This is a genomic window from Pseudomonas sp. NFX5 (genome assembly GCF_049132125.1).
In the GTDB taxonomy this organism is placed as follows: Bacteria; Pseudomonadota; Gammaproteobacteria; order Pseudomonadales; family Pseudomonadaceae; genus Aquipseudomonas; species Aquipseudomonas marginalis.
The window spans coordinates 320,224-336,261 of the sequence record NZ_JAFMZG010000035.1; the positions used below are offsets into that span (position 1 = coordinate 320,224).

The following is a 16,038-nucleotide window of genomic DNA, read 5'->3' on the forward strand; positions in this document are numbered from 1 at the left end:
CGTGTCACTGAAGTGTAGGCACGCCTTGGGCAATATGTGGCAGCGCGTAAGCGGGTTGCCACATACGGGGTGGGTTTGGTTTTACGCCTCGGCTGGTTTTTTGCCGCGAGGTTTTTTCTGCGCAGTTTCCCCATCCTCCAGTGCGTCGCCCCCCAGGCTGCGCGTCAACTCGACGGCGGCCTGCTGGAACAGGGGGTGCAATGTCTGCGCCTGCTCGGCGGTCAGGCGACTGGCCGGGCCGGACAGCACCAGGGCACCGATCAGGTTTTCCCCTGGGCCGAAGATCGGCAATGCCATCGACGCGGCGTGGGGGTCGGTGGCGCCATGGGAAAACAACGGCTTGATCATCTTCGCCGCCAGCGAATACGGCGTGCGTAACGCTTCGGCACCGGCTGCACCGTCCATGGGGCGGGTGTCGCCCGGTTGCAGGTGCAAGCGCAGGTGATGCGGGGAGTTGACCCGGTAGAGGCACATTCGGTAGGCGCCGTGGCGCACATAGAATGAAGCTGTTTCGCCGGTTTCCTGGGTCAGGCGATGCAGCAGCGGGGTGATATGGCGCTCAAGGTCGAGGCCGTCCTGGTACACCGTGTTCAAGCGCATGATCTCGGTCGCCAGCTGGTAGCGACCGTCCGCCAGGCGAGTGATCAGGCCGTGGTCTTCCAGTGACACCATCAGGCGCATGATGGTGCTCTTGATCAGCCCGGTGCGCGCGGCCAGCTCGGCCAGTTCCAGGGCCGTGTCCCCCATCTTGAAGGCGGTGAGCACGGTCAGCACCCGATCAGCCGAAGCAACTCCGGTGACGGCGGGGCGTGGGCGTGTTTTTACCATGGGGGGCTCCTTGAAGGGGGGGGGGCGGGTACGCTGCAAAATACTGGCATTGCCCGCAGGGAGCAATGCCAAGCGATTGAGCGTACAGCGATTTCAGCGCGTTACCGGGCGATCAGTTCGCCTGTGCCGCTCAAATCCCGCATCTGCCTGCGCCCCATCAGCAGCACCATCACGGCACCGGCGGCACACAGCGCCGCCAGCGGCAACAGGGCCAGGGCGTAACTGCCGGTGGCGTGGTGAATGGTGCCGTACACATTCACCATGATGCCGCCACCAATCAGATTGGCCATCGCGCCCACGGCGGCCAGACCGGCGGCGGCAGTGGAGGACGAGAGCCAGGTCGACACCAGCGCCCAGAACGGCCCCTTCATTGAGTACGCCCCGATCAACACCATGGACAGCATGAACACCGTCGCCACCAGCGAGGAGGTGACCAGTGCGAGCAGCAAACCGGCGGTGATCAGCAGCAAGGTCATCGCGGTGTGCCAGCGGCGTTCACCGCTCTTGTCGGAGCTGCGTCCCCACAGAATCATCAGCACCGAAGCCAGTCCGTAGGGAATGGCATTGACCAGGCCGATTTCCAGGTTGTTCAGGTCAAACGTCTTGAGCAATTGCGGCGCCCACACGCTCATGGTGCTGCCGGCCGCCGACGCCCCGGAGTAGATCAGTGCCAGTACCCAAATGTGCTTGTGGCGCAGCAGTTTCCACAGCGAGATATGCCCGATGGCGGTCTTGCGGCTGCGCTCTTCGTCCAGGCGGCCGGTGAGCCAGCTGCGTTGTTCGTTGCTCAGCCACTTGGCCTGTTCGGGGCGGTCGGTGAGTACGAACAGGCAGGCGATGCCCAGCAGTACGGCGGGGATGCCCTCGATGATGAACAGCCAGTGCCAGCCGCGCATGCCGAACCAGCCGTCCAGGCTCAGCAACAGGCCGGACAGCGGCGAACCAATGAAGTTGGCGCCGGGAATGGCGACCATGAAGATAGCGACCATGCGTCCACGGTATGCCGCTGGCAGCCAGTAGGTGAGGTACAGCAGCACGCCCGGGAAGAAGCCTGCTTCGGCCGCACCCAGCAAAAAACGCATCACGTACAGCGAATTGGCTCCGGTCACAAACGCGGTGCCGGCGGAAATCAGTCCCCAGGTGATCATGATCCGCGCAATCCACACCCGTGCGCCGAAACGTTGCAGCGCCAGGTTGCTTGGCACTTCCACCAGGAAATACGACACGAAGAACAGGCTGCTGGCAAAGCCGAAGATCGCCGGTGTAAGGCCCAGGTCCTGGTTCATCTGCAGGGATGCCATGCCGATATTGCCGCGATCAATGATCGCCAGCAGGTAGCAAAGGATCAGGAACGGCAGGAGTCGCCACGCCACCTTGCGCATGGTTGAGCGCTCGATCGCGCTGATGTCGGTAGAACTGATAGGCATGACTCTCTCCCATTTTGTTTTTTTTGGAGAAGCGTAATGAGCTCGACCTTCCTTGGGTGAAGGCCGGGCGATGGGCGTTCAATCAGTGTGCGAACAGGTGGCGGTTGACCACCGAACGCGGCTCCGGTGCGCAGCCGTCCCAGAAGTCGATGATCTGTTGCACGGCCAGCAGGCCCACGCGATCGCGCGCCTCGGCAGTGTTGGCGCCTACGTGGGGGGTGGCGACCAGGGTCGGCAGGCCCCACAGCGCTGAGTCGGTGGGTGGCGGTTCGGGGTTGAAGGTGTCGAGGCCGGCGCCGGCGATCTGGCCGGTGCTCAGCGCCTGCACCAGCGCTTCGGTATCGATCAGTTCGCCGCGTGCGGTGTTGATCAACAGGCTGCCTGGGCGCATGCGCTTGAACTGCGCCGCGCCGAAAAGGTTGCGGTTCTGCTCGGTCAGCGGGCAATGCAGGCTGATGATATCGCAGCTCGTCAGCAAGGCATCGAAGTCCTCGGCGCGCTCGACATTCGGCAGGTCGGGCAGGTTGCTCAAGTAGGGATCAAATACCTTGATGGTCATGCGCAGCGGCGTTACCAGTTCCATCAGGATTCGCCCGATAGCGCCCAGGCCCACCAGGCCCAGGGTCTTGCCGGACAGCTCGATGCCCACGGCGGTCGCTTTGTCCCAATGGCCGTCACGCATGCGCGCATCGAGCAGGGCAGTCTGGCGCGCGACGCTGAACATCAGCGCCAGGGCATGCTCAGCCACCGATTGCGCATTGGCGCCCAGGGCGATGGTGACGGGGATGCCGCGTTCAGCGGCGGCGGCGATGTCGATGGTGTCGTAGCCCACGCCGTGCTTGGCGATGATCTTCAGCGCGGGCGATGCATTGATCATGTCCCGGGTCAGTTTGCCCTGGCGCACGATGATTGCGTCCGGCTGTTCGCGGGCAATGATCGCGGTGAGTTCGTCGACCGGGGCATACGGGGTGGTAGGGATTACGCGCACGCCATGGGCGGCGGCGTGGGCCATGGCTTCGGCAGTTAATTGCGGGCCGGTCAGCAGGAGAGTTCGGGTCATTTGGCGCACCTTGGTTTTCTTATCTGTGTGCAGTTGGCGGTTCGTGATGTCGCTCAACAGTGCTCGAAACCTAACATAATGAAATGGCGTTGCAATAAATAATTTTTGTTGATTTGCGCGAAACGGTTGAGTGCATGCGTGCAACCCCGTGTTATTCAACGAGTTAAGGGATTTATTCAGCCTTAAACCGTTTTTCATGTGCCGAAGCCGCTGTGGGTGAGTCTTGTCAGTTTTAAATTGCAGTGTTAATTTCGAAATGCCATTTCATTTCATGAATTTTCACGCTTAATAAAAACCACAAGAGGAATGCCCCATGTCCATCGGATTCAGAGTGCTCAAGCAGCAACGTAAAGTCGCTGCCGAGTGGGTCGAGCGGTACCGGACAATGCCCGTCGCCAATATCAGCGATTCGATGAACCGCATGACCGCCGGTGGCGCCGCCCTGCAACCGATGCACCACCAGGGCGTGCTGGTGGGGCCGGCGCTGACCGTCAAAGCGCGGCCTGGGGACAACCTGATGCTGCATTACGCCCTGGATATCGCCCAGCCTGGCGACGTGATTGTGGTCGACGCCGGCGGCGACTTGAGCAACGCACTGATCGGCGAAATGATGGTGGCGTACGCGATCAAGAAAGGCGTGGCCGGCATTGTGATCAATGGCGCCATTCGCGATGCGGCGAGTATCGGTGCCGGTGACTTCCCGGTGTTTGCCGCCGGCATCACCCATCGCGGCCCGTACAAGGACGGCCCGGGCGAGGTGAACGTACCGATTGCCTTGGCGGGCATGGTGATCGAACCGGGAGATCTGGTGAAGGGTGACGAAGATGGCTTGATCTGCGTGCCCTTCGATCAGGTCGGCGAGGTGTATGATCGCGCCTACGCCAAGCATGCCGCTGAACAGAAGCAGCTTGAACAGATCGCGCTGGGCGAGAACGACCGCACCTGGGTCCTGAAATCGCTCACACAAAAGGGCTGCGAGTTTATTTGAATCCTGCTTCCCACTCCCGTTGGCCGGCGCCTGTGCGCGCGCTGCGCCATCGAAATTTCCAGATCTACTTTGTCGGCCAGGGCCTTTCCACCCTGGGCAAGTGGGTGCAACAGGTCGCGCTGTCCTGGCTCGCCTATCACTTGACGGGCTCGGCCGTGCTGCTGGGGGCGATTGCGTTTCTGACGCTGTTGCCTCAGCTGCTGGTGGGACCGCTGGCGGGCGCCTGGTCCGACCGCCATGACAAACGCCGCCTTTTGATGGCGGTGCAGGCCGCCCTGGCCCTGCAATCGTTGGCCCTGGCCGTGCTGACCTGGCAGCAGTGGATGGGCCGTGAAGTGATCATCGCCATGGCGCTTCTGCTGGGTTTGCTCAACGCCCTGGAAACGCCGCTGCGCCAAGCCTTGATCGCGAGCTTTGTCGATGAGCCCAAAGACCTGCCCAACGCCCTTGTGCTCAACGCGATGCTGATCAATGCCGCACGCTTTATCGGCCCGCCGTTGGCCGGCTTGCTGATCAACTGGAGCGGCGAGGCCGGTTGCTTTGTGCTCACTTCCATCGCGTTCGGTATGTTGCTGATCGGCCTGGGCAGGGTGCAAAGCCGAGCGCAGGCCAGGGCCCAAGGGTCTACCGGGGAGATTTTCCGCGAAGGTCTGCGCTACCTGTGGACCACCCTGGCGATTCGGCGGCTGCTGGTCAGTGTGGTGATGGTCAACCTGTTGGCGTCCTGCTACACCGTACTGCTGCCGATCCTGGCCAAGCATGCGTTCAGCGGCGATGCGCAAACCCTCGGCTGGCTGTGGGGCGCAGCCGGTGCCGGTGCGTTTGTGGCCACGATCTTCCTGGCGTTTGCCGGCAGTGCTTCGAACCTGGGCCGCATTATCGTGCTCGGCACGCTGGTGTGTGCGGTGTCGCTGTGCGCGGTGGCGGCCAACCCGCCGCTGTGGTTCACCCTGGCGGCGCTTGCCGGGCTGGGCTTCGGCATCACGGTGAGCAATGTCAGCAGCAATATGACCCTGCAAAGCGCGGCGCCGGAAGCGTTGCGCGGCCGGGTGATTGCGTTCTATATCGCCATGCGTTTCGGCTTTGAAGCCATCGGCGGATTGTTGGCCGGCCTGCTGGCGGCGGCGCTGAGCGTGCAATGGACATTGCTGCTGGCGGGGCTGTTGCTGGGGGTTTATCAGGGTGTCAGTGGGTACATCAGCCGCAGGCGTGGTTGACAGCAACCACGCCTGCGCCGCGTGTCTCTCAACGAAACGCCGGCACCACCTGCTCGATAAACAACGCCAACGACTTCTTCTTCTCGGCATGGGGCAGGCTGTTGTCGCACCAGAAGCTGAACTCATCCACGCCCAGCTCCTGGTAGTAACGGATGCGCGGGATGATTTCTTCGGCGGTGCCGATCATCGCGGTCTTGTGCAGGCTGTCCAGTTCGAACTCCGGGCGGGCGGCGAATTTTTCTTCCGGGCTCGGTGCCAGGAAGCCATTCACCGGTACCTCTTTATTACCGAACCAGGCATCGAAGGTGCGATAGAACTTCGAGATCGCCTTGGCCCCGATTTTCCAGCCGTCCGGATCATCGGCGGCATGCACGTGGGTGTGGCGCAGCACCATCAGTTGCGGGCGTGGTACGCCGGGGTTGTTGTCGAGGGCGGCCTGGAATTTGTTTTTCAGGTCGAGGACTTCTTCGTCGCCCTTCATCAGCGGCGTGACCATCACGTTGCAGCCGTTGGCCACCGCAAAGTTGTGCGAGTCCGGGTCGCGGGCGGCGATCCACATCGGCGGGTTGGGCTGCTGGATCGGCTTGGGCACGCTGGTGGAGGTGGGGAATTTCCAGATGTCGCCGTCGTGGGCGTAGTCGCCTTTCCACAACGCACGCACCACCGGCACCATCTCGCGCAGCGCCTGGCCGCCGCTGGAGGCGGGCATGCCGCCGGCCATGCGGTCGAACTCTACCTGGTAAGCGCCACGGGCCAGGCCGACTTCCATGCGCCCGTTGCTGATCACATCGAGCAGGGCGCATTCACCGGCGACTCGCAACGGGTGCCAGAACGGCGCGATGATGGTGCCGGCACCCAGGTGAATGGTGGTGGTCTTGGCCGCGAGGTAAGCCAGCAGCGGCATCGGGCTTGGCGAGATGGTGTATTCCATGGCGTGGTGTTCGCCAATCCATACGGTGCTGAAACCGCCAGCCTCCGCCATCAAGGTCAGTTCAGTCAGGTCTTCGAACAACTGACGGTGGCTGACACTTTCGTCCCAACGTTCCATGTGTACGAACAGGGAAAACTTCATGACGCTTACCTCGGATCTATTGTGATCGGCCTGTCGACTGCGGGCCCTTAAGTGCTCTCGCCAATGTGAAGCCTGCCAGTGATGACGGCGGTTCGGCGGATTGATTATTGGTATACCATAATACGGAATGTCCGCAAAATTTTTCTCTCAACCGGTTACCGGGCTGACACCTGCAATCAAACTGTGGGAGGGGCTCAGGCCGGCAGCGGCAGGGCGCCCATCTTGCCGTGGCAATACACCAGTGGCCCGGCGTTCTGCCGGGGCACGATCAGGTTCTTCACTGCGCCGACCATGATCGCGTGATCGCCGCCTTCGTATTCGCGCCACAACTCGCACTCGATCACCGCCGTGGCATTCGCCAGGATCGGGTTGCCCAACTCACTGAGGGTCCATTCAATGCCCTGGGCCTTGTCCTTGCCCTTGCGCGCAAAGGCATAGGCTTCTGTTTGCTGCCCACCGGAAAGCACATGAATGGCAAAGCGTTTGTTCTTGATCAACACCGGGTACGAGTCGGAGCTGTAGTTGGGGCAGAACAGCACCAGGGCCGGGTCCATGGACAACGAGCTGAAGGCACTGGCGGTCAACCCGACGATTTGCCCGTCGTCATCGAGCGTGGTGATCACGGTGACCCCGGACGGAAACGAACCCATCACTTGTTTGTAGATAGCGGCATCGATCATGGGGCGGTCCTCTGCGGATAAAGCGGTTTTTATGGGTTTGTAGGTCTGATGGTATACCGTAATACAATCGATGCAACCGCTTTTTCAGTCGCCCGATGAACGTCAAGGCTGGGTCTAATAGCCAATAAATACGGGCGCCATGGCAGGAAATAACGGGGTGCCCTGTGGCACACTTGCGGATCAGATGGGCGCTGAAACTACGGATCAGCCTTGTGAAAATGTTGGAATACCATAATATGGTGTTCATCTGAGGGGCGGCCAGAGAGCTCCCCCGGTGTGGCGTCAAACAACTATAAGATCAGACAAACGCGAGTTCATTTCCATGCCCCAGATGTCCCGGCAAGACCCCCTGATCGAGCATCACACGGTCGATTACGTCCCCCTCGCAGAGCGCCATGGAAAGGCCCGCGACCTGTTCACCTTATGGTTCAGCACCAACATCGCACCGCTGCCGATTGTCACCGGTGCCATGGTGGCCCAGGTGTTCCATCTCAATCTGGCGTGGGGGCTGCTGGCGATTGCCCTCGGGCATCTGCTCGGCGGCATCGTGATTGCCCTCGCATCAGCCCAGGGCCCGCGCATGGGCATCCCGCAGATGGTGCAGAGCCGTGGCCAGTTCGGCCGTTACGGCGCGCTGCTGATCGTGTTCTTTGCCGCGCTGATCTACATCGGCTTTTTCATCTCCAATATCGTCCTGGCCGGCAAGTCCATCGTCGGCATCGTGCCGTCGGTGCCGGTGCCGGCGAGCATCCTGATCGGCGCCCTCAGCGCCACCGCGATCGGAGTGATCGGCTACCGCTTTATCCATAGCCTCAACCGCATCGGCACCTGGGTGATGGGCAGCGCGTTGCTGGCCGGTTTTATCTACATCTTCGCCCATGACCTGCCGGCAGATTTCCTGACCCGTGGCGGCTTCAACGCCGCTGGCTGGTTGGCCACCGTGTCGCTGGGGGTGATCTGGCAGATCAGCTTTTCGCCCTACACCAGCGACTACTCGCGCTACCTGCCGGCGGATATTGGCATCACCCGGCCGTTCATTGCGACCTACCTGGGCGCCACCCTCGGCACCATCCTGTCCTTCGCCTTTGGCCTGGTAGCCGCACTGGCCACGCCCGAAGGCACCGAAGCCATGGTCGCGGTCAAGCAAGCCACCGGCTGGCTGGGGCCGATCCTGATGGTGCTGTTCCTGCTCAATATCATCAGCCACAACGCCCTGAATCTGTACGGCGCGGTGCTGTCGATCATCACCTCGGTGCAGACCTTCGCCAGCCACTGGACCCCGAGCATCAAGGTGCGCGTGCTGCTGTCGGGCGTGGTCCTGGCCGGTTGCTGCGTGGTGGCGTTGGGCGCGTCGGCGGACTTCATCTCGCAATTCATCGGCCTGATCCTCGCGCTGTTGCTGGTGCTGGTGCCGTGGGCGTCGATCAACCTGATCGACTTCTACATCATCAAGCGCGGGGTCTATGACATTGCCTCGATTTTCCAGGCGGATGGCGGGGTGTATGGGCGTTTCAACCTGCATGCAATCGTGGCGTACTGCATCGGCATCATCGTGCAACTGCCGTTTGCCAATACGTCGCTGTATGTGGGGCCGTGGGCCAACCTGGTGGAAGGCGCGGACCTGTCGTGGCTGATGGGACTGGTGGTGACGTGCCCGTTGTATTACTGCCTGGCGACACGTCAACACACCCGGAAGATCAGGGCGGTGCGGTTGGGCTACACCGACTGAGCCACTCCGCCGAACTCCTCCAACGCATCCCGCAACGTGCCCTCGAAGTATTCCTTCGAGGCGCGATCCCAGAGGATATGAAACGCCGGCAGCTCCACACTCCCTGTGTGGATGACAATCGCATTGACCCGCGCCACTGACGTCTGCGCCACCATCCCGGGCTTGAACGCCGGGTCGCTCAAGTCAACCCCGCACAGCTTGGCCATCACCTGCGCAATCACGCCCCCGCTGAGTCGCACACAGGCATGGCTGTCCTGGCGCGGCAGCAGGTAATTGGCGCGGTGGTCCAGTTCCCAACGCGCTTCTTCATCGGCAATCCGTTGCCCCTGATCCTGCGGACTGCCCAGCACCAGGTATTCGTTCTGCGACAGGCGCGCCACCCAGCTGCCGTCCGCTTGTGCGCTGGCTTGGTTGGGCGCGCCCGGCAACGTGAAGCCGCGCGCGGTAAGGTACTCGGCGCTTTGTGCGCCGCGAAAGCCGACCCGGGGCAGGTCGGTCTGGTCCTGCAGTTGGCAGGGCGGCGTGAACAATTCGTGGGCTTTCAGACTGGTCATGGCTTAACCCTCCTGGCGTTGGTTAGTGGGGTCGAAGAACGGCAGTTGCACCACCTCGGCCTGGACGACGATGCCGCCTTCGACGCGAATCGGAATGCGCTGCCCCGGTGTGCTCTGGTCGATCCCGGCGTAGGCCAGGCCGATGATGCGGCCCAGACTGGCGGAATATTCACAGGAGGTGACGTTGCCGCTGATGTCCGCGCCGTTGAGCACCAGGTGGCCTTCCAGCGGTTGCACGCTGCCCTTGGGCAGGCTGAAGCCCACCAGTTTGCGTTTCAGCGGCTGGGCTTCAAGGATGTCCACCGAGCGGCGGCCGACGAAGAACGGCTTGTTGCGGCTGACCGCCCAGCCCATGTCGATTTCTGCCGGGTGAGTCATGCCGTCGGTGTCCTGGCTGATGATCACATGGCCTTTTTCCAGGCGCAGCAGGCGTTGGGTTTCGACGCCGAAGGGGCGAATGTCAAAGGCCTTGCCGGCCGTCATCAACGCGTCCCACAACGCCAGGCCGTGGCGTGCCGGTACGTGGATTTCATAGCCCAGCTCGCCGACGAACCCGACCCGCAGTAGGCGCGCCTTGATTCCGGCCACCGTGCCCTGGCGCACGCCCAGGTAGGGGAAGCCTTCGGCACTCAGGTCGAGGTCGCTGCACACCTGCTCCAGCACCTTGCGCGAATCCGGCCCGGCGAGGTTCACCGCACAAATCGCTGCCGTGACGTTGGTCACGTCCACGTCCAGGCGCCACTGTGCGTTCCACTTGAGCATCTGCTGGTAGATGCGGTCGACGCCGCTGGTGGTGGCGGTGACGTAGAAATGCTTGTCGGCCAGCCGTGCGCACACGCCGTCGTCGATCACCACGCCGTGTTCGTTGGTCATCAGTGCATAACGCGAACGGCCCACCGGCTGCTTGAGGAACGCGAAGGTGTACATGCGGTTGAGCAATTCGGCGGCGTCCGGGCCGCGCACGTCCAGGCCACCGAGGGTGGACACATCGATCAGCCCGACCTTGTTGCGCACGTGCAGCGCTTCGGCCTGCATGCACGCTTCGCGGTCCTGGGACTTGCCGTAATAGGCCGGGCGCTGCCAGATACCGGCGGGCATCATCTTCGCCCCGGCTTGCACATGGCGCGCGTGCATCGGCGTTTGGCGGTAAGGGTCGAAGGCCCGTCCGGCGACATGGGCGAGTTTTTCCGCCACGAACGGCGGCCGTGCGGTGGTGACCCCGGTTTCGCTGATCGTGCGCTGGGTCGCCCAGGCCACCAGCCGTGCGGTCGGCAGCGCCGAGTGACGTCCCTGGGACGGACCCATGCCGACCGTGGAGTAACGCTTGACCAACTGCACATCGCGGTAGCCGATGCGGGTGGCGTTGACGATATCCGCCACTTGCAGGTCTTCGTCGAAGTCGATGAAATCCTTGCCCTTGGGGTGCGGGAAGATCGGCCAGTGGAAGTTGACCTGGGCTTCGCTGCGCAGCGCTGCAGGCAGGCTGGTGCTGTTCAAACCGAGGGCGCGCAGGCTATCGGCGGCGGCGTTGGTCCCATCCGCCAGCACATTGTCCAGTTGATGCCGACCGTGTACGGAACCGGCCACGCCCAGGTTGCGCGGCAGGCCACTGAGGCTGAACTCCGCTCGTGCGTCGTCATAGGCCAGCTTGCCACCGGCCTGGCATAGCAGCTGATAGACCGGCATATAGCCGGCCGACATGCACAGCAGGTCGCAGTCGATCACGTGCCCGCTGGCGCTGACCTGGCCCTGGCCGGTGATCTGGCGCACGTCGACGCCCTTCACATGGCGCAGGCCTTTTTCATGCAGGGCCTCGAACACGGTGCTGTTGCTCAGGCATAGGATCTTGCGCTGGGCCAGGGCACCCGGCAGGGCTTTGTCCGCCGGGGCGTGACGCAGGTCGATCACGGCGGCCACGTCCACGCCCTGGTCATGCAGGTCGAGGGCGGCGAGGTAGCCGTCATCGTTGCCGGTGAGTACCACTGCGCGCTTGCCGGGCTTGACTGCATAGAGCTTCATCAGGCGTTGCGCGGCGCTGGTGAGCATCACCCCCGGCAGGTCGTTGTTGCGGAAGACCACCGGTTGGTCGAACGAACCGCTGCACACCAGGCACTGCTGCGCGCGCACTTTGTACAGGCGCTTGCCCTGGATCACCGGCAGGTAGTTGTCGGTGAACCAGGCATTGCAGGTGGCGTCGGTGAGCACCTGGATATTCGCGTGTTGCTGCACCGCACCGAGCAATTCGCGGCGCAGGGTGTCGGCGCGGGTGCCGGCGATATCGAAGCGCGCGTAGGTCAGCGACCCGCCGAGGATCGGCTGCTGCTCGATCAGCAGCACCTTGGCGCCGGCATTCGCGGCGGTCAGCGCGGCCTGCAAGCCAGCGGGTCCGGCGCCGATCACGGCGAGGTCGGTGAACAGGTAGGCCTTGTCGTAGTACTCGGGTTGGAAGGTCAGGTCGAGCACGCCCAGGCCGGCTTTTTTGCGGATGATCGGTTCCCAGACTTTCCACATGCCCTTGGGCTTGTAGAACGAACGGTAGTAGAAACCCACCGGCATGAACCTGGAGAACTTGCCCAGGTAGGCGTCCTTGTCGTTATCCAGCGAGCCGTTGACGTTCTGCGCCGTCACCGCCAGGCCGGCGGACAGCGCGTGGGCATCGGCCAATACGTTGGGTTCGCGGGGCAGTTGCACCAGGCTGTTGGCGTCATGGCCGGCCATGGTCAATGGGCCGCGTGGGCGGTGGTACTTGAACGAACGCGACATCAGGAAGCGCCCGTTGGCGAGCAGCGCGCTGGCGATGCTGTCGCCCTGCAAACCCTGGTAGGGCAGGCCGTCGAAACTGAAATCGAGTGGCTGGTCACGCTGGATCAGCAGGCCCATGGGGGCGGGGAGGCGGTTCATCCGGCGATCTCCTTGGCGGTGGTGAAGTCGACGCGGGTAGTGAACACTTCGCGCGGATCGAAGGTGCGCAGGATCTCGTCGGTGACCGTGTGGCGCTCGGCGAGGAACCAGTAACTGGACGGCGTGTGCATCCACCATTCGCGCACCACACCGGCGAGGTTATCGGTGTTGAACACGTAGTCGGCCCATTCGGCATCGCTGCAGGTCACCGGATCGGGCATCGGTTTGAATTCACCGCCGTAGGTGAACTCGCTGATATTGCGCGGCCCGTTGAGCGGGCAAATCATGATTTTCATCGTCTGCTCTCCGTCAGTGGCTGGCCGCTGTGGCGCCCATTTCGTTGACTTGCTGGAAGGTCGAGAAACGTTCGAGGCCGAAGGGCTTGATCAAGTCCGGCACCTTGCCGCCGCTGGCGACCAGCTCGGCCATGGTCTTGCCGCAGATCGGCGTGGCCTTGAAGCCCCAGGTGCCCCAGCCGGCGTCGAGGTAGTAATTCTTCAGCGGCGACAGGCCCATGATCGGGCTGTAGTCGGGGGTCATGTCGGTGATCCCGGCCCATTGGCGCATCAACTTGGCGTTGGCCAGGAAAGGGAACATTTCGATGGCATGGGCCAACAGGCTTTCCTTGAGGTCCAGGGTCGAGCGGGTGTTGAACAGCGGGTACGGGTCGGAGCCGCCACCGAACACCACTTCGCCACGGCTGGTTTGCTGCACGTAGCAGTGCAGGGCCGAGGAACTCACCAACGGGTCGAGGAACGGCTTGAACGGCTGGGTGACCATGGCCTGCAACGGGAAGGTCTGGATCGGCGAACGGATACCGGCCTTGGCCATCAGCAGCGAGCTGTGCCCGGCAATCGCCTGCACCGCGCAGCCGCACCGGATGGTGCCGCGATTGGTTTTCACCGCGGTGATGGCGCCGTTTTCGATGATCAGGTCCTGCACTTCGGTGAGCTGATGGATTTCCACGCCGCGCTTGGCTGCCTGCTTGGCGTAGCCCCAGGCCACAGCATCGTGACGCGCGGTGGCGCCGTCGATATGCCAGAGCCCGGCGATTACCGGCAAGTGGCCGGGGTCGAGGTTGAGGCTGGGCACCAGCTCGCGGATCTGTTGGCGGTCGATCATCTCGGTACGCCCGCCGAAGTGCTTGTTGACCTCGGCGCGCTGGCGGAACGAACGCACGGTGGCGTCGGTGTGGGCCAGGGTCAGTTGGCCGCGCTCGGAGTACATGATGTTGAAATCGAATTCGTTGGACAGCGACTGGAACATCTTCACCGACTCGGCGTAGAAACGAACGCCTTCGCTGGTGAGGTAGTTGGAGCGGATCACCGCTGTATTGCGCGCGGTATTGCCGCCGCCCAGGTAAGCCTTTTCCAGCACCGCGATATTGGTGATGCCGTGGTACTTGGCCAGGTAGTAGGCCGTCGCCAGGCCATGGCCACCGGCGCCGATGATCACCACGTCGTAACTCGACTTGAGTTCCTTGGGCGGTGGCAGGTCCACCTCCACCGGGTACTCCGAACTCAGCCCGTATTTCAATAGATTGAATGGCATACGGCCTCCGATTGGCTGCGTAGGGCGTGGTGTTGCGCCAGGGCGGCGGCCACGGTGTTTTTCATCAGGAAGGCAATGGTCATCGGCCCGACACCGCCGGGCACCGGGGTGATGGCGGCGACATGGGGCAGGGCGCTGTCGAAGTCGACATCACCCACCAGGCGGCTGCGGCCGTCGTCGTCGATGCGGTTGATGCCGACATCGATCACCACCGCGCCGGGCTTCAACCAGCTCGCGTCAATCAAGCGGGCGCGGCCCACGGCGGCGATCACGATATCGGCCTGGCGACACAGGGCCTGGGCGTCGTGGCTGCGCGAATGCAGCACGGTCACCGAGCAATCCGCCTTGAGCAGCAGCGCGGCCATGGGCTTGCCGACGATGTTCGAACGGCCGATCACCACCGCGTGTTTGCCACGCAGGTCGCCGCAGGTTTGCTCCAACAGATACAGGCAACCGCTCGGGGTGCACGGCGTGAGCACTGCGCGGCCCTGGCTGAGGCCGCCGACGTTCTGGCTGTGAAACCCGTCGACGTCCTTGTCCGGCGCGATGGCCTCCAGGGCGCGCAGTTCGTCCATCTGCGCCGGCAACGGCAATTGCAGGAGGATGCCGTGGATCGCCGGGTCGGCGTTCAATTGGCCGATCAGGATCAATAAGTGTTCGGTGCTGGTATCGCCGGGCAGGCGATGCTCCACGGAGCGGATGCCCACCTCTCCGGCGCGCAGGATCTTGTTGCGCACATAGACCTGGCTGGCCGGGTCGCTGCCCACCAGTATCACCGCCAGCGCCGGTTGAATAGCCTGCCCATGCAGTCGCGCCACGTCCTCGCGCACTTGCAGCAGCACGCGCGCCGCAGCGGCTTTGCCGTCGATCAGTTTATGCGCGCTCACCGGAACACCACCGTTCTGTCCTGATTGAGGAAGACCCGGTGCTCCAGGTGGTACTTGACCGCCTTGGACAAGGCTACGGTTTCGGTGTCGCGGCCGATGGCGACGAGGTCGTCGGGCTTGTACACGTGGTCGACGCGCTGCACTTCCTGCTCGATGATCGGGCCCTCATCCAGGTCGCTGGTCACATAGTGCGCGGTGGCACCGATCAACTTCACACCGCGTTGATACGCCTGGTGATAGGGCTTGGCACCCTTGAACCCGGGCAGGAACGAATGGTGGATATTGATCGCCCGCCCCGACAGTTGCCGGCACAGGTCGTCGGAGAGGATCTGCATGTAGCGCGCCAACACCACCAGCTCGGTGCGGGTGTCGTCGACGATCTTCATCAGCTCGGCTTCCTGCGCGGCCTTGTTGTCCCTGGACACCGGCAGGTAGATAAAGCGAATGCCCTCGCGCTCGGCCATCGGCCGCAGGTCGAGGTGGTTGGAGACGATGGCGGTGATGGTCATGTCCATCTCGCCCTTGTGGTAGCGGTAGAGCAGGTCGGTGAGGCAGTGGTCGAACTTGCTCACCATCAGCATCACGCGCATCGGCTCGCGGGTGTCATACAGCTCCCACTGCATGTCGAAGGCCTGGGCGACATCGGCGAAACCGTCTCTGATCGCTTGCAGGTCGCCTGTGTGGCCATCGTTGAAACGGAACACCGCACGCATGAAAAAGCGGCCGCTGAAGTCATCGTCGAACTGCGCCATTTCCCCGATGTAGCACGCCTTGTCCGCCAGGTAAGTGGTGACGGCAGCGACAATGCCGGACACGGCGGGGCACGTCACCTTGATGATGAAATGGTTTTTTTCGTGTTGCATGACACGTCCTCGGGATGATGGCGGCAGCTCATCGCATAGCGAAAAAATGTCTGAGGACAGCAGGCTCATTCCTTGAGCGAGTTTTCTTGTGGGGAATAAAATATTCCTGAAGTGGCTTTATAGGGGAATGGGGGCAGGGCGTCTAGAGGGTTTGGGAAAGTTTTTTAACTTAGGGGAATTTTTACACAGGCCCAACGGCATCGAACGCTGTTAAAAATGTGGGAGGGGGCTTGCCCCCGATGAGGGGGGGGCAGTGAAAGATGCATTCACTGACACTCCCT

General features: G+C 62.6%; 14 protein-coding genes. 3 read left to right on the forward strand and 11 right to left on the reverse strand.

Annotated features, from left to right (window positions below):
* Positions 1 to 81 precede the first annotated feature (81 nt).
* From J1N02_RS26035 to J1N02_RS26045, 3 genes are all read right to left on the reverse strand, one after another.
* Entirely contained in the window at positions 82 to 828 is a 747-nt protein-coding gene (locus tag J1N02_RS26035) for an IclR family transcriptional regulator (protein WP_027603563.1), read from the reverse strand.
* Positions 829 to 929: 101 nt separating this feature from the next.
* Positions 930 to 2,255: an MFS transporter gene (locus J1N02_RS26040; protein ID WP_027603564.1), complete on the reverse strand. Its 1,326-nt coding sequence runs from the start codon at positions 2,253 to 2,255 to the stop codon at positions 930 to 932.
* 82 nt (positions 2,256 to 2,337) lie between these two features.
* Positions 2,338 to 3,315, reverse strand: coding sequence for a hydroxyacid dehydrogenase (locus tag J1N02_RS26045; RefSeq protein ID WP_108574613.1), 978 nt, complete (start codon positions 3,313 to 3,315; stop codon positions 2,338 to 2,340).
* 313 nt (positions 3,316 to 3,628) lie between these two features.
* On the opposite strand from J1N02_RS26045, the gene J1N02_RS26050 reads away from it, so the two are divergent.
* Both J1N02_RS26050 and J1N02_RS26055 read left to right on the forward strand, forming a co-directional pair.
* Positions 3,629 to 4,303: an RraA family protein gene (locus J1N02_RS26050; protein WP_421147977.1), complete on the forward strand. Its 675-nt coding sequence runs from the start codon at positions 3,629 to 3,631 to the stop codon at positions 4,301 to 4,303.
* Entirely contained in the window at positions 4,300 to 5,520 is a 1,221-nt protein-coding gene (locus J1N02_RS26055) for an MFS transporter (protein WP_108574590.1), read from the forward strand. Before J1N02_RS26050 ends, J1N02_RS26055 begins: the two co-directional genes overlap by 4 nt.
* 28 nt (positions 5,521 to 5,548) lie before the next feature.
* Here J1N02_RS26055 and J1N02_RS26060 read toward each other — a convergent pair whose 3' ends face one another.
* Positions 5,549 to 6,592 carry an LLM class flavin-dependent oxidoreductase gene (locus J1N02_RS26060; RefSeq protein WP_108574591.1) on the reverse strand — a complete coding sequence of 348 codons (1,044 nt, stop codon included), beginning with the start codon at positions 6,590 to 6,592 and terminating at the stop codon, positions 5,549 to 5,551.
* A 194-nt stretch (positions 6,593 to 6,786) separates the two neighbouring features.
* The gene (locus tag J1N02_RS26065) at positions 6,787 to 7,272 is read right to left on the reverse strand and encodes a flavin reductase family protein (protein WP_092359108.1); all 486 of its coding nucleotides are present in this window, start codon (positions 7,270 to 7,272) and stop codon (positions 6,787 to 6,789) included.
* Between the two features lie 322 nt (positions 7,273 to 7,594).
* Here J1N02_RS26065 and J1N02_RS26070 point away from each other — a divergent pair, with 322 nt between their 5' ends.
* Positions 7,595 to 9,001 carry a purine-cytosine permease family protein gene (locus J1N02_RS26070; RefSeq protein ID WP_027603570.1) on the forward strand — a complete coding sequence of 469 codons (1,407 nt, stop codon included), beginning with the start codon at positions 7,595 to 7,597 and terminating at the stop codon, positions 8,999 to 9,001.
* On the opposite strand, the gene J1N02_RS26075 is transcribed toward J1N02_RS26070, so the two are convergent.
* The 6 genes from J1N02_RS26075 to purU are packed head-to-tail and all read right to left on the reverse strand — an operon-like array spanning position 8,989 to position 15,757.
* On the reverse strand, positions 8,989 to 9,555 hold the full coding sequence (locus J1N02_RS26075) for a sarcosine oxidase subunit gamma (protein ID WP_043293246.1): 567 nt from the start codon (positions 9,553 to 9,555) through the stop codon (positions 8,989 to 8,991). The genes J1N02_RS26070 and J1N02_RS26075 overlap by 13 nt on opposite strands.
* Before the next feature lie 3 nt (positions 9,556 to 9,558).
* A complete protein-coding gene (locus tag J1N02_RS26080; RefSeq protein WP_421147978.1) occupies positions 9,559 to 12,456 on the reverse strand; it encodes a 2Fe-2S iron-sulfur cluster-binding protein in 2,898 nt (965 codons plus the stop codon).
* Positions 12,453 to 12,752: a sarcosine oxidase subunit delta gene (locus tag J1N02_RS26085; protein ID WP_027603573.1), complete on the reverse strand. Its 300-nt coding sequence runs from the start codon at positions 12,750 to 12,752 to the stop codon at positions 12,453 to 12,455. Before J1N02_RS26085 ends, J1N02_RS26080 begins: the two co-directional genes overlap by 4 nt.
* Positions 12,753 to 12,765: 13 nt before the next feature.
* A complete protein-coding gene (locus tag J1N02_RS26090; RefSeq protein ID WP_027603574.1) occupies positions 12,766 to 14,007 on the reverse strand; it encodes an FAD-dependent oxidoreductase in 1,242 nt (413 codons plus the stop codon).
* Complete coding sequence (gene folD, locus J1N02_RS26095; protein WP_027603575.1) at positions 13,989 to 14,894, reverse strand: bifunctional methylenetetrahydrofolate dehydrogenase/methenyltetrahydrofolate cyclohydrolase FolD; 906 nt, start codon at positions 14,892 to 14,894, stop codon at positions 13,989 to 13,991. The genes J1N02_RS26090 and folD overlap by 19 nt, the downstream gene beginning before the upstream one ends.
* Positions 14,891 to 15,757, reverse strand: coding sequence for a formyltetrahydrofolate deformylase (gene purU / locus J1N02_RS26100; protein ID WP_027603576.1), 867 nt, complete (start codon positions 15,755 to 15,757; stop codon positions 14,891 to 14,893). The genes folD and purU overlap by 4 nt, the downstream gene beginning before the upstream one ends.
* Between the last annotated feature and the right edge of the window lie 281 nt (positions 15,758 to 16,038).